Origin of the sequence: Roseivivax halotolerans (genome assembly GCF_900115815.1) — a bacterium.
GTDB lineage: Bacteria > Pseudomonadota > Alphaproteobacteria > Rhodobacterales > Rhodobacteraceae > Roseivivax > Roseivivax halotolerans.
Window position 1 is genome coordinate 204,406 of sequence record NZ_FOXV01000001.1, and the last position, 24,894, is coordinate 229,299.

The 24,894-nt window shown below is 64.5% G+C and carries 24 protein-coding genes; 14 read left to right on the forward strand and 10 right to left on the reverse strand.

Going from position 1 to position 24,894, the window contains the following annotated elements; translation table 11 throughout:
- Window positions 1-17: 17 nt before the first annotated feature.
- Complete coding sequence (locus BM171_RS01010) at window positions 18-1,925, forward strand: OmpA family protein (protein ID WP_093008929.1); 1,908 nt, start codon at window positions 18-20, stop codon at window positions 1,923-1,925.
- A complete protein-coding gene (locus tag BM171_RS01015) occupies window positions 1,922-2,251 on the forward strand; it encodes a hypothetical protein (protein ID WP_093008930.1) in 330 nt (109 codons plus the stop codon). The genes BM171_RS01010 and BM171_RS01015 overlap by 4 nt, the downstream gene beginning before the upstream one ends.
- 122 nt (window positions 2,252-2,373) lie before the next feature.
- Here BM171_RS01015 and BM171_RS01020 read toward each other — a convergent pair whose 3' ends face one another.
- Window positions 2,374-2,670: an HNH endonuclease gene (locus tag BM171_RS01020; protein ID WP_093008931.1), complete on the reverse strand. Its 297-nt coding sequence runs from the start codon at window positions 2,668-2,670 to the stop codon at window positions 2,374-2,376.
- On the opposite strand from BM171_RS01020, the gene BM171_RS01025 reads away from it, so the two are divergent.
- Window positions 2,669-3,889 (forward strand): TIGR03862 family flavoprotein, encoded by a 1,221-nt coding sequence (locus tag BM171_RS01025; RefSeq protein WP_245760147.1) that lies wholly within the window; start codon window positions 2,669-2,671, stop codon window positions 3,887-3,889. The genes BM171_RS01020 and BM171_RS01025 overlap by 2 nt on opposite strands.
- Here BM171_RS01025 and BM171_RS01030 read toward each other — a convergent pair.
- Genes BM171_RS01030 through leuS form a run of 4 tightly spaced genes read right to left on the reverse strand, consistent with a single transcriptional unit; the run spans window position 3,862 to window position 8,589 of the window.
- Complete coding sequence (locus tag BM171_RS01030; RefSeq protein ID WP_093008932.1) at window positions 3,862-4,452, reverse strand: glutathione S-transferase family protein; 591 nt, start codon at window positions 4,450-4,452, stop codon at window positions 3,862-3,864. The genes BM171_RS01025 and BM171_RS01030 overlap by 28 nt on opposite strands.
- 54 nt (window positions 4,453-4,506) lie before the next feature.
- Window positions 4,507-5,532, reverse strand: coding sequence for a DNA polymerase III subunit delta (gene holA / locus BM171_RS01035; protein ID WP_093008933.1), 1,026 nt, complete (start codon window positions 5,530-5,532; stop codon window positions 4,507-4,509).
- Window positions 5,529-6,029 carry an LPS assembly lipoprotein LptE gene (gene lptE, locus BM171_RS01040; RefSeq protein WP_093008934.1) on the reverse strand — a complete coding sequence of 167 codons (501 nt, stop codon included), beginning with the start codon at window positions 6,027-6,029 and terminating at the stop codon, window positions 5,529-5,531. Before lptE ends, holA begins: the two co-directional genes overlap by 4 nt.
- On the reverse strand, window positions 6,016-8,589 hold the full coding sequence (leuS, locus tag BM171_RS01045; RefSeq protein WP_093008935.1) for a leucine--tRNA ligase: 2,574 nt from the start codon (window positions 8,587-8,589) through the stop codon (window positions 6,016-6,018). The genes lptE and leuS overlap by 14 nt, the downstream gene beginning before the upstream one ends.
- A 185-nt stretch (window positions 8,590-8,774) precedes the next feature.
- Between leuS and BM171_RS01050 the strand changes: the two genes are divergently transcribed.
- The gene (locus tag BM171_RS01050) at window positions 8,775-10,034 is read left to right on the forward strand and encodes a glycosyltransferase (protein WP_093008936.1); all 1,260 of its coding nucleotides are present in this window, start codon (window positions 8,775-8,777) and stop codon (window positions 10,032-10,034) included.
- Here BM171_RS01050 and BM171_RS01055 read toward each other — a convergent pair whose 3' ends face one another.
- Window positions 10,035-10,541, reverse strand: a complete 507-nt coding sequence (locus BM171_RS01055; protein WP_425438929.1) for a DUF3576 domain-containing protein — start codon at window positions 10,539-10,541, stop codon at window positions 10,035-10,037.
- A 283-nt stretch (window positions 10,542-10,824) separates the two neighbouring features.
- Here BM171_RS01055 and BM171_RS01060 point away from each other — a divergent pair, with 283 nt between their 5' ends.
- The 9 genes from BM171_RS01060 to BM171_RS01100 all read left to right on the forward strand — a co-directional run bounded on the left by BM171_RS01060 (window position 10,825) and on the right by BM171_RS01100 (window position 19,260).
- Entirely contained in the window at window positions 10,825-11,979 is a 1,155-nt protein-coding gene (locus tag BM171_RS01060) for a porin (RefSeq protein ID WP_093008937.1), read from the forward strand.
- Window positions 11,980-12,061: 82 nt separating this feature from the next.
- The gene (locus tag BM171_RS01065; RefSeq protein WP_093008938.1) at window positions 12,062-13,546 is read left to right on the forward strand and encodes a tetratricopeptide repeat-containing sulfotransferase family protein; all 1,485 of its coding nucleotides are present in this window, start codon (window positions 12,062-12,064) and stop codon (window positions 13,544-13,546) included.
- Window positions 13,537-14,190, forward strand: coding sequence for a YggS family pyridoxal phosphate-dependent enzyme (locus BM171_RS01070; protein WP_093008939.1), 654 nt, complete (start codon window positions 13,537-13,539; stop codon window positions 14,188-14,190). Before BM171_RS01065 ends, BM171_RS01070 begins: the two co-directional genes overlap by 10 nt.
- Before the next feature lie 89 nt (window positions 14,191-14,279).
- Window positions 14,280-15,200, forward strand: coding sequence for a manganese-dependent inorganic pyrophosphatase (locus tag BM171_RS01075; RefSeq protein ID WP_093008940.1), 921 nt, complete (start codon window positions 14,280-14,282; stop codon window positions 15,198-15,200).
- Between the two features lie 133 nt (window positions 15,201-15,333).
- On the forward strand, window positions 15,334-16,206 hold the full coding sequence (locus BM171_RS01080) for a TIGR01459 family HAD-type hydrolase (protein WP_093008941.1): 873 nt from the start codon (window positions 15,334-15,336) through the stop codon (window positions 16,204-16,206).
- A gap of 112 nt (window positions 16,207-16,318) precedes the next feature.
- Window positions 16,319-16,762 carry a MaoC family dehydratase gene (locus BM171_RS01085; RefSeq protein ID WP_093008942.1) on the forward strand — a complete coding sequence of 148 codons (444 nt, stop codon included), beginning with the start codon at window positions 16,319-16,321 and terminating at the stop codon, window positions 16,760-16,762.
- A 44-nt stretch (window positions 16,763-16,806) separates the two neighbouring features.
- Window positions 16,807-17,739, forward strand: coding sequence for a bifunctional riboflavin kinase/FAD synthetase (locus BM171_RS01090; RefSeq protein WP_093008943.1), 933 nt, complete (start codon window positions 16,807-16,809; stop codon window positions 17,737-17,739).
- A complete protein-coding gene (locus BM171_RS01095; RefSeq protein WP_093008944.1) occupies window positions 17,736-18,212 on the forward strand; it encodes a YcgN family cysteine cluster protein in 477 nt (158 codons plus the stop codon). The genes BM171_RS01090 and BM171_RS01095 overlap by 4 nt, the downstream gene beginning before the upstream one ends.
- Before the next feature lie 13 nt (window positions 18,213-18,225).
- Entirely contained in the window at window positions 18,226-19,260 is a 1,035-nt protein-coding gene (locus BM171_RS01100) for a threonine aldolase family protein (protein WP_093008945.1), read from the forward strand.
- 7 nt (window positions 19,261-19,267) lie between these two features.
- Here BM171_RS01100 and hspQ read toward each other — a convergent pair whose 3' ends face one another.
- The gene (gene hspQ, locus BM171_RS01105; RefSeq protein ID WP_093008946.1) at window positions 19,268-19,594 is read right to left on the reverse strand and encodes a heat shock protein HspQ; all 327 of its coding nucleotides are present in this window, start codon (window positions 19,592-19,594) and stop codon (window positions 19,268-19,270) included.
- 253 nt (window positions 19,595-19,847) lie between these two features.
- Between hspQ and BM171_RS01110 the strand changes: the two genes are divergently transcribed.
- The gene (locus BM171_RS01110; RefSeq protein WP_093008947.1) at window positions 19,848-20,438 is read left to right on the forward strand and encodes a transglycosylase SLT domain-containing protein; all 591 of its coding nucleotides are present in this window, start codon (window positions 19,848-19,850) and stop codon (window positions 20,436-20,438) included.
- Window positions 20,439-20,498: 60 nt separating this feature from the next.
- On the opposite strand, the gene BM171_RS01115 is transcribed toward BM171_RS01110, so the two are convergent.
- The 3 genes from BM171_RS01115 to BM171_RS01125 all read right to left on the reverse strand — a co-directional run bounded on the left by BM171_RS01115 (window position 20,499) and on the right by BM171_RS01125 (window position 24,879).
- Window positions 20,499-21,095 carry a LolA family protein gene (locus tag BM171_RS01115; RefSeq protein ID WP_093008948.1) on the reverse strand — a complete coding sequence of 199 codons (597 nt, stop codon included), beginning with the start codon at window positions 21,093-21,095 and terminating at the stop codon, window positions 20,499-20,501.
- An 80-nt stretch (window positions 21,096-21,175) separates the two neighbouring features.
- Complete coding sequence (locus BM171_RS01120; RefSeq protein WP_093008949.1) at window positions 21,176-21,817, reverse strand: exopolysaccharide biosynthesis protein; 642 nt, start codon at window positions 21,815-21,817, stop codon at window positions 21,176-21,178.
- Between the two features lie 59 nt (window positions 21,818-21,876).
- A complete protein-coding gene (locus BM171_RS01125) occupies window positions 21,877-24,879 on the reverse strand; it encodes a DNA translocase FtsK (protein ID WP_093008950.1) in 3,003 nt (1,000 codons plus the stop codon).
- Between the last annotated feature and the right edge of the window lie 15 nt (window positions 24,880-24,894).

Here is a 24,894-nt window from a genome sequence, read left to right on the forward strand (position 1 = left end):
CAAAGTCCGGAAGATCCATGCGACTCTCCACACTGACGACGCTCGGCGGCACCTTCCTCGGCGCCGCAGCCCTGTCCATCATCGCCGCGAGCCTGTCGGCCCGCGTGATCGAGGAAAGCTCCATCACCGGAGTGGCCCGCGTTCTCGAGACCGACGGGATCGACTGGGCCGAAGTGGACGCGAACGGGCTTCAGGTCTTCGTCTACGGCACCGCACCCTCCGAGGCCGACCGCTTCCGCGCCCTGTCCCTTGCGGGCCAGGTTGTCGACGCGGCGCGGGTGATCGACGAGCTCAACGTCAATGACAGCAGTGACATCGAGGCCCCGCAATTCTCGGTTGAGATCCTCAGGAATGAAGACCGCATCTCGCTGATCGGTCTCGTTCCGACCAGCTTCGACCGCGAACCGCTGGTCCAGACTCTCGAAGCGCTGGCCGACGATCCCGAAGACGTCTCGGATCTGATGGAAAGCGCGAATTTCCCCGCTCCCGAGAGCTGGGGGCCCGCCATGCGCTTCGCCGGCTTTGCGCTCGCCGACCTGCCCCGGGCCAAGATCTCCGTCAATGCCGAGCGGATCGCCATCGAAGCGATGGCCGAGACCGCCGAGGACCGCGACCGGATCGCCGCGAAGCTCGACAGTGCCGCGCCGGACGGGATCGAGCTTGTCCTGGACCTCGAGGCACCCCGCCCCGTTATCTCGCCCTTCGCCCTGCGCTTCACGATCAGCGAGGATAGCGCAGAGCTCGAGACTTGCGCCGCCGACACGGAGGCCGCGCGCGCCAGCATCGTCAATGCAGCGCGGCTCGCAGGCGCGTCTGCGGACACCGATTGCACCATCGCGCTCGGCGTTCCGTCCCCCGACTGGGGCACCGCCGGCGCAGAGGCCATCGCGGCCCTTGCCGAGATTGGTGGCGGCTCCGTCACCTTCTCCAACGCCGACATCGCGCTCGTCGCGGCCGAGGGCACGGACCCGGCACGGTTCGACCGGGTCGTCGGCGCGCTTGAGGGCGATCTGCCCGAGAGTTTCGTACTCGACGCGGTCCTGCCCGAAACGCCCGACGAAGACGCCGCCCCGCTCGAATTCGTCGCGACCCGCAGCCCCGAGGGCCAAGTCGCGCTACGTGGCCTGATCGATAACGAGGTGACCCGCACCGCCATCGACGGCTTCGCCCGCGCCGCGTTCAGCTCGAACTCGATCCAGGTGGGCGCGCGCGTGTCGGACAATCTGCCGGACGGCTGGCGCGCCCGTGTTCTCGCCGGTCTCGAAGCGCTGTCCCGCCTCGACAACGGCGCCGCCATCGTCACCCCGGACCGGATCTCCGTGCGCGGCGATACGGGCAACAAGGACGCCTCCGCCGAGATCGCCTCGCTCCTGTCCGAGAAACTCGGCACGGACCAGTTCGAGATCGACGTCACTTATGTCGAAAAACTGGATCCGAGCCTCGGCATCCCGACGCCCGAGGAATGCGTCGCCCAAATCGATGACATCATCGGTGAGCGCAAGATTTCCTTCGAGCCAGGTGCCGCCACGTTCGATGCCACCGCAAGGGACATCCTCGACGATATCGCCGAGCTCCTGAAACTCTGCGGCGATATCCCGCTCGAGATCCAGGGCCACACCGACAGCCAGGGCCGCGAGGTGATGAACCAGCAGCTCAGCCAGGAGCGGGCCCAGGCCGTGCTGATAGCGCTGGCCGAGCGCCGCGTGCTGACCTCCGCGTACCGCGCCGTCGGATACGGCGAGGAAGACCCCATCGCCGACAACGATACCGAAGCGGGCCGCGAGGCCAATCGCCGGATCGAATTCACCCTGATCGAGCCTGATCCCGTCCCGGAAGAAGAAACAACGCTCGAAAGCGTTGAAGCCGCGCCCCAAGATGGGGCACAAGAAGAAAGCGGGGACGGGACGGACGAGGCAGGCGAGTGAACAGGATCGAATTCATCATCAGCACAGCGATCATATTATTCGTGGCGTTCTGCCTGGGCTGGTTCGCGAACTGGCTGGTGCACCGCTTCACGCGCGTCAGCCAAAGCGACATCTCCGAGCTCGAGAAGATGAGCCAGGAGCTGCACGAGGCCGAAGAAACGCGCGACCAGGCGATCACCTACCTGCAGCAGCGCGAAGCCGAGCTCACCAATCAGCTCGCACAGACCGAGGCTGAGCTTTCGGCGGCCATGGAGGGCTTGCGCGAGGCGCGCCACGAGGCCGAAGAGCTGCGCTCCTATCTCGAACGCAGCCAGGCCGCGGGCTGACCCTTTCTCTTGGGTTGGCCAAAATACCGCGGGGAGCGCGAGGGGCCGCGCCCCTCGCTCGCGGGATGATCGGAACGATCAGCCCGCCAAGGATGCGCGGGCCCAAGGCCCGCTCCGCCGGATCATCGTTTGCGCCGCCCGCCCGAAGATCTTTTGTGAAATGTCGGCGGACGCTTTGCGACCCAGGTGAGGAATCCTTGCATCCTGGGATGCGCGCGCAGCTTCTCGGGCGTGTCGTAGTCCCGCGCAAGATCGGCCTCGGTGAAGGTGGCATGGATCTCGTTGTGGCAGATCTGATGCAACCTGACGACCGGCCCGCCTTTCCCGCCTTTGAGCTTCGGAACGAGGTGATGCAGGCTGCTCTTCGCGTCGGGCGGAATGGGCCGCAGACACAGCGGACAGATCGGATCATCGGTCATGGCAGGCAAGATGGCAGTGGCTGATACGGCTTCAAGAGCGGATGCGCTGGTGATCGGCGGCGGCCCTGCAGGCCTGATGGCCACCGAAGCCTTGCTCGATGCCGGTCTTAGCGTGCTCCTGGCGGACCAGAAACCAAGCCTTGCGCGCAAGTTCCTGATGGCCGGGAAATCCGGGCTGAACATCACCCATGACAGCACCCCCGCAGCCTTCCGCGCCGCCTTTGGCGCCGCGACCTGGCTGCACCCGGCTTTGGACGCATTCGGCCCACGCGAGGCCATCGCCTTTTGCGAGGCGCTGGGACAAGAGACGTTCACCGGCTCGACGGGCCGCGTCTTTCCCAAGGCGATGAAAGCGTCGCCGCTTCTGCGCGCATGGCTCGCACGGCTTGCGGGCAAGGGCCTTCAGACCCGTACGCGCTGGCGCTGGCAAGGCGATCTCGGCCCGTTCACTTTCGAAACGCCGGAGGGCGCCACGGAAATCGCTCCGCGGGTAACGGTTCTGGCGCTCGGCGGAGCAAGCTGGCGGCGTCTTGGCTCGGATGGCGCATGGGCTTTGCCCCTTGCCAGCGCGGGCATCCCGCTCACGCCCTTTGCCCCCAGCAATTCAGGGCTGTGGGTGCGCTGGTCGGATCACATGCGCCGCCATTTCGGCGCGCCTCTCAAGAACGTGGCGTTTCGCGCAGGTGATCTGACGTCGCAAGGCGAAGCGGTGATCTCCGAACGGGGCCTGGAAGGGGGCGGGCTCTACCCGTTGACACCTGCCTTGCGCGAAGGTGCCCCGCTCAAGATCGACCTTGCGCCGGGTCTGAGCATGGATGATGTGGCGCGGCGGCTCGCGAGACGGCGCGGGAAGGAGAGCCTGTCCAACCGGCTACGAAAGGCTCTAAATCTCGCGCCCCAGGCGCAGGCGCTTTTGATGGAATGGGGTCGACCCCTTCCTGGTGATGCCGCCGAGCTTGCCGCATGCGTCAAATACCTGACCGCTCAGCATGACGGGCTGCGGCCAATGGACGAGGCGATTTCGACAGCCGGGGGTATCCAAGCCGACGCGCTCGATACCGGCTTCATGCTCAACAGCCATCCCGGCATCTTCGCCGCTGGCGAGATGCTCGACTGGGAGGCCCCGACGGGCGGCTTTCTTCTGACCGCCTCGATGGCGACCGGCCTTTGCGCGGGCCGGGCCGCCGCGCGCTACGGCAGGGCCGACGCCCGTTTGTAAGCCTCGCGGGCGCGTAGGGTCCGCGTGTAGTCCTTGAAGGCCTCGGGTGGGTCGGGAAACTTCGCCGCGCGTGCCCAGCCGCCGCAATGGCACAAGAGGATGTCCGGCACGGTCATGGTTTCACCCAGAAGGTAAGGCCCCGCGATGTCGTCTGTGATCCGCGACAGGTTCTCGGCGAACTCGGATTTCAGACTGTCCTTGATCGCGGGCACGCGCGCAGGTTCGGGCAGGATGAAAGAGTGCCGAGCCGCCGTCCACAGAAGCGCGTCGAGCTCGTCGAGAATTCGAAACGTCCAGGCGTCCTGCTTGGCGCGCTCAACCGTTCCGGCGGCAAAGGTGAAAGCCCCGTGCCGGTCCGCGAGAAATTGCAGGATCGCTGCGGAATCGGGAATGGCCCGATCGTCCGCAAGAAGGACCGGGACCTTGCCTAGTGGGCTTGCGCGCCGCACCTCGTCGCTGCGCGGGCCGACGGGCTGGTGCTCGTAGTCGACCTCAAGCTCTTCCAAGAGCCAGAGCGGGCGGAAGGCGCGCGTTTTGGCCGTGCCAAGAAGGGTGTATTTCATCTGATGCTCTCCTCTGCGGTGCAGAGTGACAGCCACCTTCTGCCCCGGCAAGGCTCAGCGGCGGGCGAGCATCGCAAGGCGGATGAGCGCGCGCTCGACCAGCGCCATCTGCGGCGCGGTCTGGCCCGCAGAGCGCAGGCTGAGATCCGTATCGGTCAGGATGGTCAGCGCTTGTTCGAGCTTGCGCCCGCCCCATCCTTGCGCCTGCCGCAACATCCGGTCGCGGCGCGGCCCGAAGACGGGCGGGCGCACGCGCCCGATCCCAGCCTGCGGCCCGCCAGGATCGGAGGCCGCCGCGTGCAGCGTGCGGAAATGACGGGTCGCCATGATAACGAGCGTCACCGCGTTGCTCCCCTGAGCCTCGAGCCGCTGCATGACTGGGCCAATCTCTTCGGTCCGCCCTTCTGCAACGACATGCAGGATCTCGTCCACATCCGCTTCGGTCGAGGTCGGCGCCATCAGCGCCACCTCGGAAGCGGATAGCGGGGCCTCGTCGCCGATCTTGTAAAGCGCAATCTTCTCGACCGTCTGGCGGAAATCGCCGGGATCGAGGCTGCGCGCGAGCGCGAAAAGCGCATCGCCCGCGGACCGGTCGATCCGCGACAGGCCAGCGCGTTCCAGGTCGGCCTCGATCTCCGCACGGCTTGGCGGGTCGTTGTAGATGCCAGCGGCATAGGCGCGAGGATGCGCCTCGAAGGCTTTGCGGAGCTTGGAGGTGGCCTTGAGCTGGCCCGCCGTGACGATGATCTGCGCATCGCCCGGTTGCCAATCCGCAAGCGCCGTGGTGACCGGCGCCGCGACGTTGTCGTTGCCTTCCTCGACAAAGGCGACGCGCGGGCCGGGGAAGAACCCTTGCGCCTTGATCGCATCGATGAGTCGCGCAGGCTCTTTCCTCAGCTCGGCGGCGGACATGCGTTCGAGCCGCATCTCCTCCTCACCGCTTGGGCCGATGAGCGCCGCGATCACCTCTTGCCGGCGAAGCGCCACGCGCATCGCGTCCTCGCCATAGATCAGAAGGCCAGCGGCCTCCGGGTCGGGCTTTCGGAAATAGGCGGGCGCATCGCGGGGCGAGAGTTTCATCGCGCCGGGGTCAGACGGTCCGCGACGAACAGGAGATCCTCGACGATCCGGTCGCCGAGAATCGTCGCCAGCCGCTCCTCCGCATCGGATTGGGACGCAGGCGTCGAAACGATGGAGCCGGTAGCCGAATAGCCGACGAATTCCTCGGCCTCACCCTCCGCGATCTCGATGCCGCGCGAATCCTTTAGCGAATAGGTGGCGCTGCCGACGATGCGGAAGCGCGTGGTGAAGCCGGCCGAGGTCGTGCCGAAATCCTGCTCTTCGGTTGAGACGTTCACGGTCAGAACGTAAGGCCCTTCGGCCCGGCCGATCCGCTCCTCGATCCGTCGGCGCAAGAGATAGCCGGAGCGATTGTCCGGCGCATCGACCCGGATCTGACCGTCCAGCACCTGCGCGCCACCCGACGGCCCATAGGCCGGGGTGAAGCCGCAGCCGGTCAGCGACGCCGCGATCAGGCTCGCCGCAACGCCATGCCGGATCCGCTCAAACGACCACATTCACGATCCGTCCCGGCACCACGATCACCTTCTTGGGTTCGGCACCATCAAGCGCCTTGACCACAGCATGATGAGCGAGCGCGGTCTTTTCAACCTCGGCCTTGTCCATGTCCTTCGGTACGGCGATCTCCGCGCGGCGCTTGCCGTTGATCTGGATGGGAAGCGTCACGGTGTCCTCGACCATCATCGCCGGGTCGGCCTCGGGCCAGGGCGCATCGACGATGAGCCCCTCGCCGCCGAGCATCGACCAAAGCTCTTCAGAAAGGTGCGGTGTCATCGGCGACATGAGCTGCGCCAGCACGCGCGCTGCCTCCCGCTTCGCCTCGCCTCCGGCCTCGGCCTTCGAAAGCGCGTTGGTGAAGGCGTAAAGGCGCGCGATGGCGGCATTGAAGCCAAAGCTTTCAACGCCCTTCGTCACCTCGTCGATGGTCTTGTGCATCTCGCGCAAGAGCACCTCGTCCCCCTCTTGCGAGGAAGCCTCGGAGGCGGCCGCTTCGGAGGCGATGCGGTAGACCCGTGCGAGGTGCCTGGACGCAGCTTCCGCCCCCGCGGCGGTCCACTCGACATCCCGCTCGGGCGGGCTGTCGGAGAGGACGAACCAGCGCGCGGTATCCGCGCCGTACTGATCGATGATCGAGACCGGATCGACGACGTTCTTCTTCGATTTCGACATCTTCGCAGATGGTACGATCTCGACCTCGGTGCCGTCTTTCAGGAACGCGGAATCGCCGCGCAGCTCGACATCCTCGGGGAAGTGGTAGACCGGGCGGCCCGCCTTGTCCTTGGTCTGGAAGATCGCGTGCGTCACCATGCCTTGCGTGAAGAGCGCGTCGAACGGCTCGTTCGCGGTCTCGGGCAGATGCCCGGTCAGGTGCATCGCGCGGGCAAAGAAGCGCGAATAGAGAAGATGGAGGATCGCGTGCTCGATCCCGCCGATATACTGGTCGACATTCATCCAGTAATCGGCTTCCGCCCGATCCGTCGGCGTCTCCGCGCGCGGCGCGGTGAAGCGGGCGAAATACCAGGACGAATCGACGAATGTGTCCATCGTGTCGGTCTCGCGCCGAGCCGCCGCACCGCAGTTCGGACAAGGGACATCGCGCCAGGTCGGATGCCGGTCGAGCGGATTGCCCGGCACGTCGAAGCTGACATCGTCCGGCAGCTCGATCGGCAGGTTCTCCTTTTTCTCGGGCACCACGCCGCAGGTCTCGCAATGGACGACCGGGATCGGACAGCCCCAATAGCGCTGGCGCGAGAGACCCCAGTCGCGCAGTCGGAACTTGGTCACGCCCTGCCCGACGCCCTGTTCTTCGCAAAACGCGATGGCGGCCTCGAGCGCCTCGTCACCGGTCTGCGCCTCCTGTCCCGCGAAGCCCTTGATATAGCGCACGGTCTCGGCCTTGGGCGGCACGTAGGCGGGCCCGCCCTCTTCCGGCAGGATGAAGGTGCCTTCCTCGCCCATCGCCGGGGCAAAGACGGTGGTGACCGGCAACTCATATTTGCGCGCGAAATCGAGGTCGCGCTGATCGTGGGCCGGGCAGCCGAAAATGGCGCCCGTGCCGTAATCCATCAGGATGAAGTTCGCGATATAGACCGGCAGCTCCCAGCTCGTATCGAACGGGTGGCGCACGGTGATACCCGTGTCAAAGCCACGCTTTTCGGCTTTCTCCAGCTCCTCTTCGGAGGTGCCCATGCGGCGGCACTCGGCGTTGAACGCGGCGATCTCGTCATTGTCGCGCTCAAGCTGCCGGGCCAGCGGATGGTCGGGCGAAACGCCGACGAAGGACGCGCCAAGCAGCGTGTCGGGCCGGGTCGTATAGACCTCGATCCGGTCGAATCCTTCGGGCGCGTCCACCGTCGAGAACGCGAATTGCAGCCCCCGCGACCGGCCGATCCAGTTGGCCTGCATGGTCTTCACCTTGGCGGGCCAGTCGTCGAGCGTATCGAGCGCATCGAGCAGCTCTTCGGAATAATCCGAGATGCGGAAGAACCATTGCGTCAGCTCGCGCCGCTCCACCAAGGCGCCCGACCGCCAGCCGCGCCCGTCCTCCACCTGCTCGTTGGCGAGCACGGTCATGTCGACGGGGTCCCAGTTCACCACCGCGTTCTTGCGGTAGACGAGACCCTTCTCGAGGAAATCGAGGAAGAGCGCCTGCTGCTGGCCGTAATATTCGGGATCGCAGGTCGCGAACATCCGGCTCCAGTCGAGCGAGAAGCCGAGCGGCTTCATCTGCTTCACCATCGTGTCGATGTTGTCGTAGGTCCAGGTCTTGGGATGCCCACCCGACGCCATCGCGGCGTTCTCGGCCGGCATGCCGAACGCGTCAAACCCCATCGGGTGCAGCACGTTATGCCCGGTCGCCCGCTTGTAGCGCGCCACCACGTCACCCATCGTGTAGTTACGGACATGGCCGATATGAATACGCCCGGACGGATAGGGGAACATCTCGAGCACGTAGTATTTCGGCTTGTCGCCGGTGCGGCGGGCTTCGAAGCTGCCGGCCTCGTGCCAGGCATCCTGCCATTTCGGCTCGATCTCGGCGGGGGTGTAGCGCGCCATGCGGGCGTCCTTTCGGGGATCGGATCGTGTTTTCGCCTCGGGGTGATAGGGCGCACGGCGCGCGGCGTCCAGCCCAAGGGCGGGGCGTCCGGGGCACAATGGCCCGGAAACCGGTCGCATCCGGAGTGACGCTGCCACCCGGCTCGTGTCACATCCCACGCGAGACGACATCGGACCTGCGCGACATGAAGATCCTCTGCATCCACCAGAACTTTCCCGGCCAGTACAAACACCTCGCCCCGGCGCTGGTCGAGGCCGGACACGATGTCTGGGCGCTCACGCTCAGGGTCAAGGAACGCGCGATGTGGAAAGGCGTGAAGCTCGTGCCCTACAAGGTGGAGCGATCATCGACCAAGAACGTCTTTCCGCTCGTCGCCGATTTCGAGACCAAGCTCCTGCGGGCGACCTACTGCTATCGCAACGCGATGACGCTGAAAAAGCAGGGCTTCGAGCCGGATGTCATCCTGGCGCATCACGGCTGGGGCGAGAGCCTCTTTCTCAAGGATGTCTGGCCGAACGCGCGGATGGGGCTTTATTGCGAATTGTATCATCTGTCAGACCCGGAATTCACGCAGTTCGATCCCGAATTCGCGCCGAAGACGCCCGAGGATCAGCCGCTCAAGCTGCGGCTGAAGAACCTCAACAACCGTTTGCACGAAGAGATCATGGATTCCGGCCTGTCGCCGACGCGGTTCCAGGCCGGGACGTTCCCCGCCGCCTTCCAGGACCGGCTCAGCGTCATCCATGACGGGATCGACACCGATACGGTCCGCGCCGACCCTGACGCTGCGCTACAGATCGAGAACGGCCCGCGCCTTTCGCGCGAGGACGAGGTCGTCACCTTCATCAACCGCAACCTCGAGCCTTATCGCGGCTATCACGTCTTCATGCGCGCCCTGCCCCGGCTGCTGCGGGACAGGCCCAACGCGCAGGTCGTCATCCTGGGCGGCGATGGCGTGAGCTATGGCTCGAAATCACCCGATGGGCGCAGCTGGAAAGACATCTTTCTCGATGAGGTGCGCGGACAGATCCCGGATGCGGACTGGGCGCGGGTGCATTTCCTCGGCCGCATTCCCTACGAGACCTTCCTGTCGGTGCTGCAGGTCAGCCGCGTGCATGTCTACCTGACTTACCCGTTCGTTTTGAGCTGGTCGCTGCTCGAGGCGATGAGCGCCGAGGCCGCCATCGTGGCGAGCGACACCCGGCCCGTGCGCGAGGTGATCGCGCAGGGAGAGACGGGGCGGCTGGTGGATTTCTTCGACCGCGAGGCTCTGCTGCGCGAGATATACGCGCTTCTGGACGATCCCGAGACGCGCGCGCGGCTCGGGGCGGCAGCGCGCCGGCACGTTGTGGAGACCTACGATCTCAGAACGAGGTGCCTGCCGGAGCAGATGGCCTGGGCCGAAGAGCTGGCGGCCAAGACCGCCCGCCCGCCGCAAGACTGATCAGAACCGCGAATCCTGCTGGCGGAGCTGCCGCGCGCGGGTGAGGATCGCGTCCTCGACCGCGAGGACGGTCGCCGCGTTCGCCGGGCCGGACCGCGTCATCAGCGCCACGTTCAGGGAACGCGCATCGAGCGCCGGATCGGTGACGTAGACCGTCGCGCGATAAGGCTGCCCTCCGCCCGGCGGGGTGCCGAAGCCGGTGGTGATGACGCCGGTGAAGGGATCGATGGAATCGACCGGCAGGAAGCTCAGCGTCTCGAGCGAGGCGTTCCAGATGTAGCGGTTGACCGCGCCGATCTGCTCGTTGTCGCCGCGATTGCGGAAAAGATCCCAGATGGTGCTCGAAGGAGGGCCTTCGTCGCCGTAGATCTCCTGGTCGAGGATCTCGCTCGCGGGGCGGGTCTCGACCGGCGGCGCGTTCGGGTCGCGCTGGAAGACACCGCAACCGGTGAGCGCCACCAGCGCCATCGTGAGCCCAAGCCCTTTCGCGATCCGCATTGCGTTCATGTCCCCGTCCCTTGCGCCTTATAGTCTATAGTAACGCGCTCCTCATTAACGGCGGCGGCTGCGCCCGACAAGCGATCAATGGGCAAGGCCGGGATGCCGCGCCCGCCTTCGGGCCAGCCCGCACGGCCTGTGGCAGCTTTGTGGCAAATGTGCATCATGGACCGAGTTGTTCCCCCGGCCATTTCTGCACCGCTTGCAAGACCAGGGGTGCTCGGCGCATAGAAATCCCATCAAGGCCGGGCATCCGGATTGGTACGTGCCTTACGAACACATGAGGGAAACAATGAAAAAGCTTCTTCTTGCATCGACTGCGCTCGTTGCAACCGCAGGCGTCGCTCAGGCCGATATCGCCCTGACTGGTGGCGCCGAAATGGGTATCTTCGACAACGGCAACGATGACACTCAATTCTTCACCGACCTCGAGCTCCGGTTCACGTTCTCCGGCGAGGCAGACAACGGCCTGTCGTTCGGCGCGACTATCGACCTCGACGAGGCCAATGCTAACGGCGTTCATGAGAATCCGGCACTTCAGGGTGGCGAAGCAATTTTCGTGTCTTTCGGTGGCGCAACGCTCACCATGGGTGACACCGACGGTGCGCTTGACGCACGTTCGCCCGAAGCCAAGGTCGGCGGTGCGTCCTCCCTGGCGGACGACGAGACCATTCACCTCGGCTATAACCCCGATGACGGCTACGCTATCTTCGGCGGCGGTGGTCTGGCGATTGACGGTGCCGGCGATGGGCAGGTTGCTCGCTTCGACTACACCGTCGGCGGCCTGATCCTCTCTGCTTCCGTCGAGCAGTACTCGGATGGAAATGACAACACGAACAACTTCGATTTCGACCTATTCGGCGGATTGGTCGAGGGGAATCGTGGCGGCATCAACGGCAACCTCGGCTCGGCTATCAACGTTGTCGATGGGAATGCAGACGTTGGTGAAGTCTTCGGTGTCGGCGCTTCTTACGCAACGTCCTTCGGCGGTGCTGACCTTCTGCTGGGCGCTGGCTACCAGACTTCCGAGAACTTGGCGTCCACAGCCTCCATTGGCGCAAACATGACGTTCTCGAATGGCTTCTCCGCTGGTTTGTCCTTCGCGCAGACGCAAATCGATGACACTCTTGAAAGCGCAATCGAAACCGCACTCGTAACGGGTATTGGTGGCGGTGCCGTAAGACCGAGCATCGACACCACGATTTCGCACTTTGGCGTTGGCGTCGGCTACGAGATGAACGCTCTGGCAATCGGCCTCAACTACGGCCGTTACGAGAGCGACGAGATCGAAGTAGACGGCTACGGCCTCGCTGTTGCATACGATCTTGGCGGTGGTCTGTCGCTGAACGCAGGCTACGGCTACTCTGATGCAGACATCGACTTCACGACTGCTGATTACGACGACGACTTCGACACCTTCTCGCTGGGTGCACGCATGAGCTTCTAATCTCCCCGGAGATTGGATTGGAGAGCGGGTCCTTCGGGGCCCGCTCTTTTCTTTTGCGAAGGCGCGGCTTAGACCGAGTCCCATGTCGCGCGCGCCGCAAAATACCGCCCAGCCGGGCCCCCTGACCGCCCGGTTCCAGGCCGGGATCGCCGCCTTGCAGGCCGGGCGTCTGGGCGAGGCGCGTAAGATCCTTGCCGCGCTCGATCTCGAGCGGCCGAACCAGCCCGAAATCCTGTTTCAGCTCTCGCGTCTCGCGCATCTCGAAGGCGATGCGAAAGGCCGCGCGCGGTATCTCAAGAATGCGCTCGCCGCGAAGCCAAACGAGCCTGCGCTGCTGACCGAGGCGGCGGAGGCGTTCGCCCGTGCAGATCTTCCGAAAGACGCGCTCTCGGCCCATGACCGGCTCATCGCCGCCGCGCCGTCGCAGATCAAACCCAAGGCCGACAAGGCGCTCTACCTGCAACGGCTGGGGCGGTTCGACGAGGCCGAGGATATCTTCCGCAAGCTTCTGGCGAAGCATCCGCGCGAAGGCTCGCTCTACCGGATGTTCTTTGCCACCTCGAAACTCGACGCCGGTGATCCGGCTCTGCCCGCTCTCAGGAAGGCGTTGAACAATCCTGCCGTGACCGGCGAGGCGCGAATCCAGGGGCATTTCGCGATGGCGAAAGCGCTGTTCGACCAGGGCGAGGGTCCGCGCGCCTTCGAGGAGCTGGACCGCGCCAACAAACTCCAGCGCAAGGCGGCGCCCTATGACGATGCCGCGCGCCGGGCCGAGCAATTGGCGATCCGCGCCGCGCAGGAAGGCGTCGACCTGACACCCATCGGCTCCACCCCTGAGCCGCGCCCGGTCTTCGTCACCGGCCTGCCGCGCTCTGGCACGACGCTGGCCGAACAGATCATAGGCGCGCATAGCGAGGCGACGGCGGGCGGGGAGCTTGCCCATGCGCTCCGGCTCGTTTGGACATCCTTCGTAACCGAGGGCCGGATGGCGCCGCTCCGCAAAGCGTCCGACGCGCAGATCCGCGACCTCGCCCGCGCCTACACGATGATGGTGCGGCGCGACACCGGCGCGCGGTCCGGCGTCGTGACCGACAAGTCGATCCAGACGCATCTGATCTACGGGTTCCTGTCGAAGGCCCTGCCCGGCGCGCGCTTCATCGTGATCCACCGCGATCCGCGCGACATCGCGCTGTCGATCTACCGCAACCATTTCGCCACGGGCACGCACCGCTACGCCAACGATCTCGGCGATATCGCGGGCGTCATCAAGGATTTCCGCGCCAGCATCGCCTATTGGAAGGGCCGGCTCGGCGACCGCATCGTCGAGTTCCGCTACGAGGATCTGGTGAGCGATCCCGAACCGCAGGCCCGCGCGCTCGTCGAGGCGGCAGGTCTCGATTGGGAAGATGCCTGCCTGCGCTTTCACGAATCGGGCGGCGCCGTCAAAACGCTGTCCGTGGCGCAGGTGCGCGAACCGATCCATGCCGGACGCCGCGCCGCCTGGACGAAACACGAGGCCGAGCTGGCCCCCTTCATCAAGGCCTGGGGAGACGATCCATGGGACTGAGCGACATCAAGGCGCGTATCGCCAAGGCGGAGGCGGATGCGGGCCGCGAGCCCGGATCGACGCACCTCATCGCGATCTCCAAGGTGCAGCCGAACGAACGCGTCGAAGCGGTGCTGAATGAAGGGCATCGCCTCTTCGGTGAGAACAAGGTGCAGGAAGCCGAAGGCAAGTGGCCGGATTTCCAGGCGCGCTTTCCGGGCACCGAGGTGCATCTCGTCGGCCCGCTGCAATCGAACAAGGCGCGCCGCGCGATGGAGCTTTTCACGGCGATCCATTCGCTCGATCGCCCGAAACTGGCGCGGAGCATGGCGCGGCTCGCGCAGGAGATCGGCTCCTGCCCCGATCTCTTCATCCAGGTGAATACCGGCGAGGAAGAGCAGAAGGCCGGGATCGCGCCCGCCGACGTGGATGGCTTCGTCGCGGAATGCCGCGACCTGGATCTGCCGATCCGCGGCCTCATGTGTATCCCGCCCGTCGAAGAGACACCTTCGCTGCATTTCTCGCTTCTGGCGAAGATCGCAGAGCGTAACGGTCTCAGCGGCTTGTCGATGGGCATGTCGGGCGATTTCGAGGAGGCCATCTCCTTCGGTGCCACGCATGTTCGGGTCGGGTCGGCGATCTTCGGAGAGCGGGTCTACGACTAGGGTCGAACGCCCACGCGGCGACGGGTGACAAGCTGATCGCGCCCTCCTATAAGGCGCGCGACATACGTTGCGTCAAACGAGGACATTCCATGACCATCCAGGTTTTCGGCCACAAATCGCCCGACACCGACTCCACCGGCAGCCCGATCATCTGGGCCTGGTATCTGAGTGAAATCAAGGGCGAGACAGCCGAGCCCGTCCTCTTGGGCGAGCCCAACACCGAGGCCGCCTTCATGCTGGAGCGCTGGGGCCTCACGATGCCGCGCGTTCTGGGCAAGCTGGAGGAAGGTGCTCCGGTCGTGATCGTGGACACGAACAATCCCGCCGAGCTGCCCGAGAACATCAATTCCGCCGACATTCGCGGGATCATCGACCATCACAAGCTGGTCGGCGGCCTCGAGACCAAGGGCCCCATCGATATCCGTATCGAGCCTTTGGCCTGCACCGCCACGATCATGTGGAAGATGATCGGCAAGGACATGGCGCAAGCGCCCAAGCACGTGAAAGGCGCGATGCTGACCTGCATCCTGTCCGACACGCTGGAGTTCCGCTCGCCCACGACGACGCAGGAAGACAAGGCCATCGCGCATGAGCTCGCGAAGGATCTCGGCATCGACATTTCGGACTATGCCGCCGAGATGTTCGCGGCGAAATCCGATGTCTCCGCCTTCTCGGATGCAGAGCTCATCCGCATGGACAGCAAGGAATACGAGGTCGACGGCGTGAAGCTGCGCGTCTCCGTTCTCGAGACCACCGCGCCGGAGCAAGTGCTGTCGCGCAAGGAGAGCCTGATGGCCTCCATGAGCGATGTCTGCGTCGAGGACGGCGTGGACGAGGTGACGCTCTTCGTCGTCGACATCCTGAAGGAAGAGGCGACGATGCTGATCCCGAACAACCGGGTGAAGACCATCGCCGAGAAAAGCTTCGGTGCGAATGTCGACTGCGACACGGTCGTGCTCCCGGGCGTCATGAGCCGGAAAAAGCAGATCATTCCGAATTTGAAGGCGTAAGCGCGTTCGGCGCAGCCAAAACTCAAACCACGTCATCCTCGGATCAACTCCGAGGATGATTGGCGTCGTTTGGCATCTAGCCATTCGCGGGCCCGCCCCCTACCAATAGGCGCATCGCCACAGGAGCCGCCTCATGACCGAAATCATCCGCCAGCTCTCTGACATCTCGGCGCGGTATGACGCGTTGTTCGTCGATCTCTGGGGCTGCGTGCATAACGGCGTCGTGGCCTATGACGACGCGGTCACGGCGCTGCAGGCGTTCCGCGCGACGGGCGGCAAAGTGGTGCTCGTTACCAACGCGCCGCGCCCTCGCGACAGCGTGGCGCGCCAGATCGCGAAGCTCGGCGTGCCGGACGATGCCTGGGACACGATCGCGACCTCGGGAGATTCCGCCCGCGCGGCGATGTACCGTGGCGCGGTTGGCCGCAAGGTCTGGTTCATGGGCGAGGATCACGACAAGAGCTTCTTCTCTCCTCTCCACATCGTCGACAACCCGGTCGAGATCGAACAAGTCCCGCTTGAGGAAGCCGAGGGTATCGTCTGCTGTGGCCCGTTCGATCCGCACGCGGATATCGCGGTGAACCGGCCCGAACTCCTTTATGCCAAGCAGAAGGGCCTGAAGCTGCTTTGCGCCAATCCCGATATCGTGGTCGACCGCGGCGACAGTCGCGAATGGTGCGCGGGCGCGGTCGCCAAGCTCTACACCGAGATGGGCGGGGAAAGCCTCTATTTCGGCAAGCCGCATCCGCCGATCTACGATCTTGCGCGCAACCGGCTGGCCGAACTGGGCGAAGCGCCGAGCAATTCAGGGATCTTGGCCATCGGGGATGGCCCGCAGACCGATATCTCGGGTGCGATGGGCGAGGATCTCGATTCTCTCTTCATTTCCGGTGGACTTGCCTCTGAAGAGACGCGCACCACCACCGATCCCGACCCCGATGCGTTGAAGGCGTATCTGGCAAAGGAAGGCATATCCCCAAGCTTTGCCATCGGTTATCTGCGCTAAGGGCCTCTGCGACCAAAGCGGCGCTTGATTTCTGCGCTCGCGAAGTAATATTGTTGCCCGAAAGGCCGCGACGCGTCGCGGGATATTACTTACACAAGACGCGGAGGCGGAAGTGTTGGATAATCAACCGCGCGGCACGATTCCCATCGAGGATATCGAGATGGGCATGACCCGGTATCTCCAGAAAGAGATTACCGATGCCGATATCGAGAAATTCGCCGATGTCTCAACCGACCGGAATCCTGTCCATCTCGACGAAGGTTATGCGCGCGATACGATCTTCGGCGGTCGCATCGCCCACGGTATGCTGACCGCTGGACTGGTCTCGGCTGTCATCGGCGAACAGCTTCCCGGTCACGGCACCGTCTATATGAGTCAGACGCTCAAGTTTCTTGCACCCGTGCGGCCCGGCGATCTCGTCCATGCCGAGGTGAAGGTCACCGGTATCGAGGTCGGCAAGCGCCGCGTGACGCTCGATTGCCATTGCTCCGTCGATGGCAAGAAGGTTCTGATCGGCGAGGCGACCGTGCTCGCGCCAACGCGCAAGTTCGACTGAACCCGCGCCTTGCAGAGGCCCCGCTCCGGGGCTAATTGCGGCCCATGCGGATCTTTCGCGATCATCGCCGGATACCCGAGGACGCCCGCGGCGCAAGCGCCGCCATCGGGAATTTCGACGGCGTGCATCGTGGACACCGTTCCGTCCTGGAGATCGCGCGAGAGGCGGCACCGGACGCACCCCTCGGCGTCCTGACCTTCGAGCCCCATCCGCGTGAATATTTTGCGCCCGATGCGCCTCCGTTTCGCCTGACATCTGCGGCGGCCCGCGCGTCGAGACTGCAGAAGATCGGCGTCGAGACCCTGTTCGAGTTGCCCTTCGATGCCGCGCTGGCAAGCCTGTCGCCCGAGGCTTTCGCGCAGGACGTACTCGCCGACGGTCTGGGTCTTGCCCATGCTGTTGTTGGCGCGGATTTCTGTTTCGGAAAAGGACGCGCAGGCACGGCAGACGATCTGAAAGCCTTCGGGGCGAAGATGGGCTTCGGTGTCACCATCGCGCCGCTCATGAAGGCGGGCGATCGGCAGGTGTCGTCGACCGCGATCCGCCGCGCGCTCAGTGAGGGCCGCCCGAGGGCGGCGCAAGATCTGCTGGGCCATTGGCACCGGATCGAAGGCCCCGTCCTGCACGGAGAGAAGCGCGGGCGCGACCTTGGCTATCCCACCGCGAACATGTCGATCGATGGGCTGCATCCGCCCCGCTTTGGCGTTTACGCCGTCTTCGCCGACGTGCTGACCGGGCCGCATACAGGCACCTATCGCGGTGCGGCATCCATCGGCGTGCGCCCGATGTTCGGTGAGAACCAGGCCAATATCGAAACCTTCCTGTTCGATTTCAAAGGCGACCTCTACGGCGCGCAGGTCTCGGTCGCGCTCGTGGAATTCCTGCGCCCCGAAGAGAATTTCGACAGTCTGGATGCGTTGATCACACAAATGGAAGACGATTGCGCCCGCGCCAGGGCGATCCTCGAGGCGGCATGAGCGACAAAGACCCGATCGACCGGAACGGCCTGACCGAGCGGTTCTGGGAGCGGAAAGCGCTCAAGGATCTCTCGCCCGCGGAGTGGGAGGCGCTTTGCGACGGCTGCGGCAAGTGCTGCCTCAACAAACTGGAGGACGAGGATACGGGCGAGGTCGCGCTGACCCGCGTCGCCTGCCGTCTCTTCGATGACGAGACCTGCCGCTGCAGCCAATACGACATCCGGCACTCCTTCGTGCCCGAATGTATCGTCCTGACCCCGAAGACCATCGAACAACACGCCTACTGGCTGCCACGCACCTGCGCCTATCGCCTGCTCTGGGAGGGGCGGGATCTCTACGACTGGCATCCGCTTCTGACCGGCACGCCCGAGAGCGTGCACGAGGCAGGCGTCTCCGTCCGCGATATGACCGTGCCCGAATTCGAAGTCGATAGCGATGAATGGGAAGACCATATCATCGAAGAGCCCAACTGAAAGCCGCACCCCCATGTTCTTCGCATCCGACAATTCCGGCCCCGTGCCGCCGCAAATCCTCGACGCGCTCGCACGGGCGAACCAAGGACCGGCCAAGGCCTACGGCAACGACCCGCTCAGTGAAGAGGTTGTCCATCGCCTCCGCACGCTTTTCGAGGCGCCCGACGCCGCCGTCTATCTCGTGGCAACCGGCACAGCCGCCAACAGTCTTGCTCTGGCAAGCTACGTGAAGCCTTACGACGCGATCTTCTGCACGCCGCCCTCCCATATCGAGGAAGACGAGTGCAACGCGCCCGAGTTCTATACCGGTGGGGCGAAACTGCGGCTCGTGGGAGACAGCGACCTTCTCGATGCAGACGATCTGCGCGCCGCGATCGACCGGTCGGGCCGTGCGGTTCACAACGCGCAACGCGGCGCCGTGTCGATCACACAAGCGACGGAAAAAGGTCATGTCTATACTCTGGAAGACATCGCCGCGCTGAGCGCGGTTGCCCGCGATTACGGCCTGCCGCTGCACCTCGACGGCGCGCGGTTCGCCAATGCCTGCGCCGCACTAGACTGCACGCCGGCAGAGATGACGTGGAAGGCGGGAGTCGATGTCGCGGTATTCGGTGGCACCAAGAACGGTCTGATGGGCGTAGAGGCCGTGATTTTCTTCGATCCCGAGAAAGCGCGGGAATTCGAGCTGCGGCGCAAACGGGGTGGGCACTTGTTTTCCAAGCACCGCTATCTCGCCGCGCAGATGCAGGGTTACCTCCAAGACGATCTGTGGCTGGATCTCGCGCGGGAAGCCAATGCCAAATCCAAGAGGCTCCTCGACGGGCTCACGGGCGTGGCAGAGATCGCCGGCACTCCGCAGGTCAACATGATCTTTGCCAAGCTGCCGCGAAAGCTCCATGCGAAGGCGTTCGCGGCCGGAGCCTATTACTACTGCATGGACGACGTGGAATCGGGCGACCAGGATCAGCCAGTCATGGCGCGCTATGTCTGTGACTGGTCCATCTCGGAGGACCAGATCGACAGATACCTTGAGATCGTCACGGGCTGAGCCCGGTTCAGTTCATCTGAAAATGCGGCTCGTAGGAGCCGTCATGGAACTGGCCGAACAGCTCGGAGATGTCGGGGTGATCCACCGGCTCGCCCGAATAATCCGCCACGAGATTCTGCTCGGATACATAAGCCACGTAGAAGCTCTGATCGTTTTCCGCGAGCAGGTGGTAGAACGGCTGGTCCTTTACCGGGCGGCTTTCCTCGGGGATGGACTCGTACCATTCCTCGGTATTCGCGAACTCCGGATCGACATCGAACACGACTCCGCGGAAGGGATGCTTGCGGTGCCGTACGACCTGACCGAGCTTGTATTTGGCGCGTTGTGTGTTCATGGGCGTGATCCTCTACCCTTGACACCTAGCGCTTTCAACGCCGGTTTGTCCATTTTTCCGCCCCATTCTCGCCGGAAACACTCTGTGCAGGTGAGTCGGACAAACGGGACTCGCTTTGAGCGCATGTCGGGCGATAAGCCGCCGTTTACAAGAGGCGCGACGAATTATGGCCCATTCGTGATTTCCTCGCGCGCCGTGTTCCGCTAGAGTGGACGCCAAGAGCCGATAACGGCCAATTCAGAGCGAGAGGCAAATGAGCAGTTTCCTTCGCGCGCTTGTGATCGTGTTGCTGGCGGCGTCCTGCGGGGGCGGCGGTCCGAAGACCGCGCCGTCCAATCTGGACGATGCCTGTGAAATCCTGCGCGAGCGCCCACATTACACCCGCGCTTTCCGCGCCACCGAACGGAAATGGGGCGTCCCCGTCCACGTTCAGATGGCCACGATCTACCAGGAAAGTAAATTCATCGGCGATGCCCGGACGCCTTTCCAGTATCGGCTGGGCGTGATCCCCGTAGGACGGCAAAGCTCTGCCTTCGGCTACGGCCAGGCGCTCGACGGCACTTGGGAAGAGTACCAGGAGCAGCATGGCGGGTTCCGTACACGCCGCGACGACATCAACGATGCGACCGACTTCATGGGGTGGTATATGGCCCAATCGCAGCGTGACCTGGGGCTGTCCATGTGGGATGCCCGGAACCAGTACCTTGCTTATCACGAAGGCCGGGCCGGATTTCGCCGAGGCAGCTACAATTCGAAAGCGTGGCTGTTGCGGGTCGCCGATTCCGTCGGCTCCCGCGCGACGACCTATCAAGCGCAGCTCGTCGGATGCCGCTACGCGCGCTGAACGCATCAAATGGCTGCCGGACCGCCCATGAAGGCGCTCCGGCAGACGTCGCGATCTCGCTTAATTGGCCTCCGCAACCGCCCGGTCGATATTGAACAGCGAGTTCGGCAGCTCTTGCTTCTGCAACGCGCCCAGCACGACGGTGGTCGTCTGCCCGTTCTGATCGGTGACGACCCATTGCTTGAGTTCCACCGGGTTGTCGGTGAACTTCATCTGGATCGTGCCGTATTCGGGTCGCCGGGGATCGCGCGCGGTCACGGTGGTCGCGGTGCCATCGAAGGTGTGGCCCACGACCATGCCTTGCTGCGCGAGATTGACGTTCTGCGCCAGGATGATCGACAGCGGTGTCTGGTTCAGCGGATAAGTCTCGGGCACCCCGCCGACTTTCTTGTCGATGATGACGACCGTGCCCCGCCCCGCCATCACAAGCGCCTGCTCGGGCGGATTGTAGTCGAAGCGCATCTTGCCGGGCCGGGACAGCGCAAGCTCACCTGTCGAGATCGTGCCGTCGCCGTTGATCTGGGTGAAATCGCTCGCTGCCGTGCGGATCCCGTTGAGGTAGTTCGAGACCTCGTTCAGCGACAGCTTGTCCGCCGCCGCCTGCCCTGCGGAAAGAAGCCCGATACCAAGGGCCGCGATGAAACCAGTGAAACGCATGGCGTGTGATCCTCTTTGCGTCGTGTCGTTCTGAGCTTCGATATGGGCCGAGGCGGCCTGATATGCGATAGCGCGTGATTTCATTGTGATAAAAGCAGCAATGGCCCGCCAATCAACGCGGGAACCGCCGCGCAAATCGCGAGGAACATGACCGCACCATCGCGGGCGGTGATCGCAAGCCCGAAGATGAAGATTCCGATCATCGGGATGATCCCCGCGAAGGGCACAAGCTCGAGCGGCGGAACCGTCGCGCAAAGCGCCAGGATGAAGACCGCCGCGACCTTGCGTGCCGCTTTGCCTGCCAGCATGCTCATTCTCTGTCCGAACCAGCGATCCATCCGCGCGGCGACAGGCTCGATCCGGTCGAGCGCGGCGCAGAGACGTCTATCGGGCACGTTTTGGCGGCGGATGATGCGCGGCGTCCAGATATGATCGCTGCCGAACAGCATATGCAGGGCAGCGAAAGTCATGATCGCGGCCGTGAAGGTCGGCACACCCGGCACGCCTCCGAGCGGCGTCAGGATGAGCGCCGAGAGGATCAGAAAGACCGGCCCGAAGCCGCGCTCGCCGATGGCCTCGACGACATCGCCCACGGTCACGGTCTTGCGCGTCTCATCTTCTTGCGACACGCGATCGCGAAGATGGTTCACGACATCGCACACCTCCGAGCCACCCGGCGCGGCGAATGCCTTGATCTGTTCTGTCGCGTCGGCCCCTGACATGCAGGCCCAACGTCACGCTTGCGTGAGGGGTTCCGGTGCGGCGGAGCCACCTAGCCCGATCACTGCTGTTCCGGCACCAGGATCTCGCGCTTGCCGACATGGTTCGCCGAGGAGACGACGCCCTGATCCTCCATCTGCTCCACGAGCCGCGCGGCCTTGTTGTATCCGATGCCGAGCTTGCGCTGGATATAGGAGGTCGAACACTTGCGATCCTTGATGACGATGCCCACCGCCTCGTCGTAAAGGGCATCCTCGCCGCCGGTATTCCCGCCGGTATTGAGGCCGAGAACCGCGTCGATATTGTCCGCCTTGTCGTCTTCGGGCCCTTCGACCACGCCGCCGACATAGGAGGGCGGACCAAAGGCCTTGAGGTGATTCACCACCTCCTCGACCTCCTCGTCCGAAACGAACGGGCCATGACAGCGGGTGATCTTCGCACCGCCCGCCATGTAGAGCATGTCGCCCTGCCCCAGAAGCTGCTCGGCGCCCATCTCGCCCAAGATCGTGCGGCTGTCGATTTTCGACGTCACCTGGAAAGAGATGCGCGTCGGGAAGTTTGCCTTGATCGTGCCGGTGATGACATCGACCGAGGGACGCTGCGTCGCCATGATGAGGTGGATGCCCGAGGCCCGTGCCATCTGCGCGAGGCGCTGGATGCAGGCTTCGATCTCCTTGCCCGCGACCATCATCAGGTCGGCCATCTCGTCGACGATGACGACGATATAGGGCATCTTCTTGGGCTCGAATTCCTCGGTCTCGAAGACCGGCTCGCCAGTCTCGTCGTCAAAGCCCGTCTGGACTGTCCGGGAGAACATCTCGCCCTTCTTCTGGGCGTCCTCGACCCGGCCGTTATAGCCGTCGATGTTCCGCACGCCCATCTTGGACATCTTGCGGTACCGGTCTTCCATCTCACCGACGACCCATTTCAGCGCGACGACCGCTTTCTTGGGGTCGGTCACAACCGGGCTCAGCAGGTGCGGGATGCCGTCATAAACGCTGAGTTCCAGCATCTTGGGGTCGATCATCACGAGCCGCAGATCCTCGGGCGTGAGCTTGTAGAGAAGCGACAGGATCATCGTGTTGATCGCTACCGACTTACCCGAACCCGTCGTACCCGCGATCAGCAGGTGCGGCATCTTGGCGAGGTTCGCGACCATCGGATCGCCGCCGATATCCTTGCCGAGCGCGAGCGGCAGGCGTTGGTTGCCGTCCCCGTAGGAGCGCGAGGAGAGGATCTCGCGGAAGGACACCATCTCGCGGTTGTCGTTCGGCAGTTCGATCCCGATCACGCTGCGGCCCGGCACGGTCGAGACTCGCGCGGAGAGCGCCGACATCGACCGCGCGATGTCATCGGCAAGACCGATCACGCGGGAGGCCTTGAGTCCCGGCGCGGGCTCAAGCTCGTACATTGTCACGACAGGACCGGGACGCACGCTGACGATCTCGCCTTTCACGCCGTAATCGTCGAGCACGGTTTCCAGCATCCGCGCGTTCTCTTCGAGCGCTTCATCCGAGAGGTGCAGCCGTTCGATCCGTTCGGGGTTCATCAGAAGCGACAGGGGCGGGAGTTCGAAATCTGTCTGGTTGTCCTCGAAGGACAGGCGCGGCTGCGCCTCTTCCTGCGCGCGACGCGACGGCTGCACGGGTTTGCGCTGCGCCGTCTGAACGACCTTTTTCGGCTGCGCGGCGGGCATCGCCGGACGTTCGAAGGCAGGCGCGGGCGCTTCGGCATAGGCCGAAAAATCGCTGTCCGCGTCGTCCTCGTCATCCTCGACCGCGATGAAGCGATCCTCGGGCACCTCATCGGCGCGCGGCGCGGCGCGGCTCGAAATGCGTGCGGGCTCCGCGGCGGGTGCGGGCGCTGCCGGTGCCTCGGGCGCCGCAGGCGCGCCGGAACGCGCGGTAAGCGGCGGCTCGGCGCGCAAACCGACCGGTGCGGGCGTGTAGATCAGAGGATCGGGGCCTCGGCCACGACCCTTGGTGAGCGGCATCTCCTCGGCGATGCGTGCTTCGGGCACACGGCGCAGCTTGGCCTTCACCGCGTCCGAGATCTTTGCGCTGACCCGCGCGGTTTCGGGCATGGCGGCATCCGGCGCGAGATCGGGTTCGATCAGCTCGGGTTCGAGATCTTCGGGCTGGCTGCGCGGCATGAGCCTCGAGAGGAAACCACCGGACTTTTCGGTTGCAGGCGCGGCATGTGCCGGATGCGCCTGGGCTTGAACGGAGGGCGCGGGACGCCGGGCGGTCAGGCTCGGCTCGGCACGCACGACGCGCTGCCCGGCTGATGCAGCCGCGGGAGCCGCCGCTGCACGCGGCTCCGCCCAAACCTGTGCATACTCGGCCTCTTCGGCACGCGCGGCACGGCGCGCATCCTGCGCCGCCTGCATCGCACGCGCACCGCGCACCGCGCCGGCTGCGCCTTTGCCGAATACTTTCAGAAGCGCGGCATAGGCCATGACCACACCGACGAGCGCCAGCTGCGCTCCGCGCGCCAGCTCATCACGCGTGAAGCCGAGAACGAACGCACCGAACGCAAGGACGCCAAGCCCGAAGACCAGCATGGCAAGCTTGAGCGATGCCCCCGCGCCCAACGGCAGGAAGGTCAGAACCGATCCCATCGCCATGTCGCCGAAAAGTCCGCCCATTCCGAAACTGTGGCTCCAGCCGTCGCCGGGCAGCTGGCCTGCCGCGAAGATCGACATGAGGGCAATCCAGATCGGCGCGAAAAGGGCGCGGGAGACCGCGCGCTCCTCGCCGCGATGAAGAACGAGCCGCAGGCCCCAGACGATCAGCACCGCGGCGATCGCCCAGGCGCCGCGCCCGACGATCATGTAGAGCGGTGCCGCAACGGCGGCCCCGAACCGGCCCATCCAGTTCTGCACGGGCGCATCCGTCGAAGAGATCCAGGACGGATCGTCCGGCGAGTAGGAGCCGATCATCGCGGCGGCCATCAGCCCCACCAATACCAGGGCAAGGCCCACAAGCTCCTTGCTCCGTTTCTCGATCGCCGCCTGCATGTCGCTGTCAAAGAGCGGTTCGCGTCCCCGTGCCGGATATGCCATTCCTCGCCTCGTCTT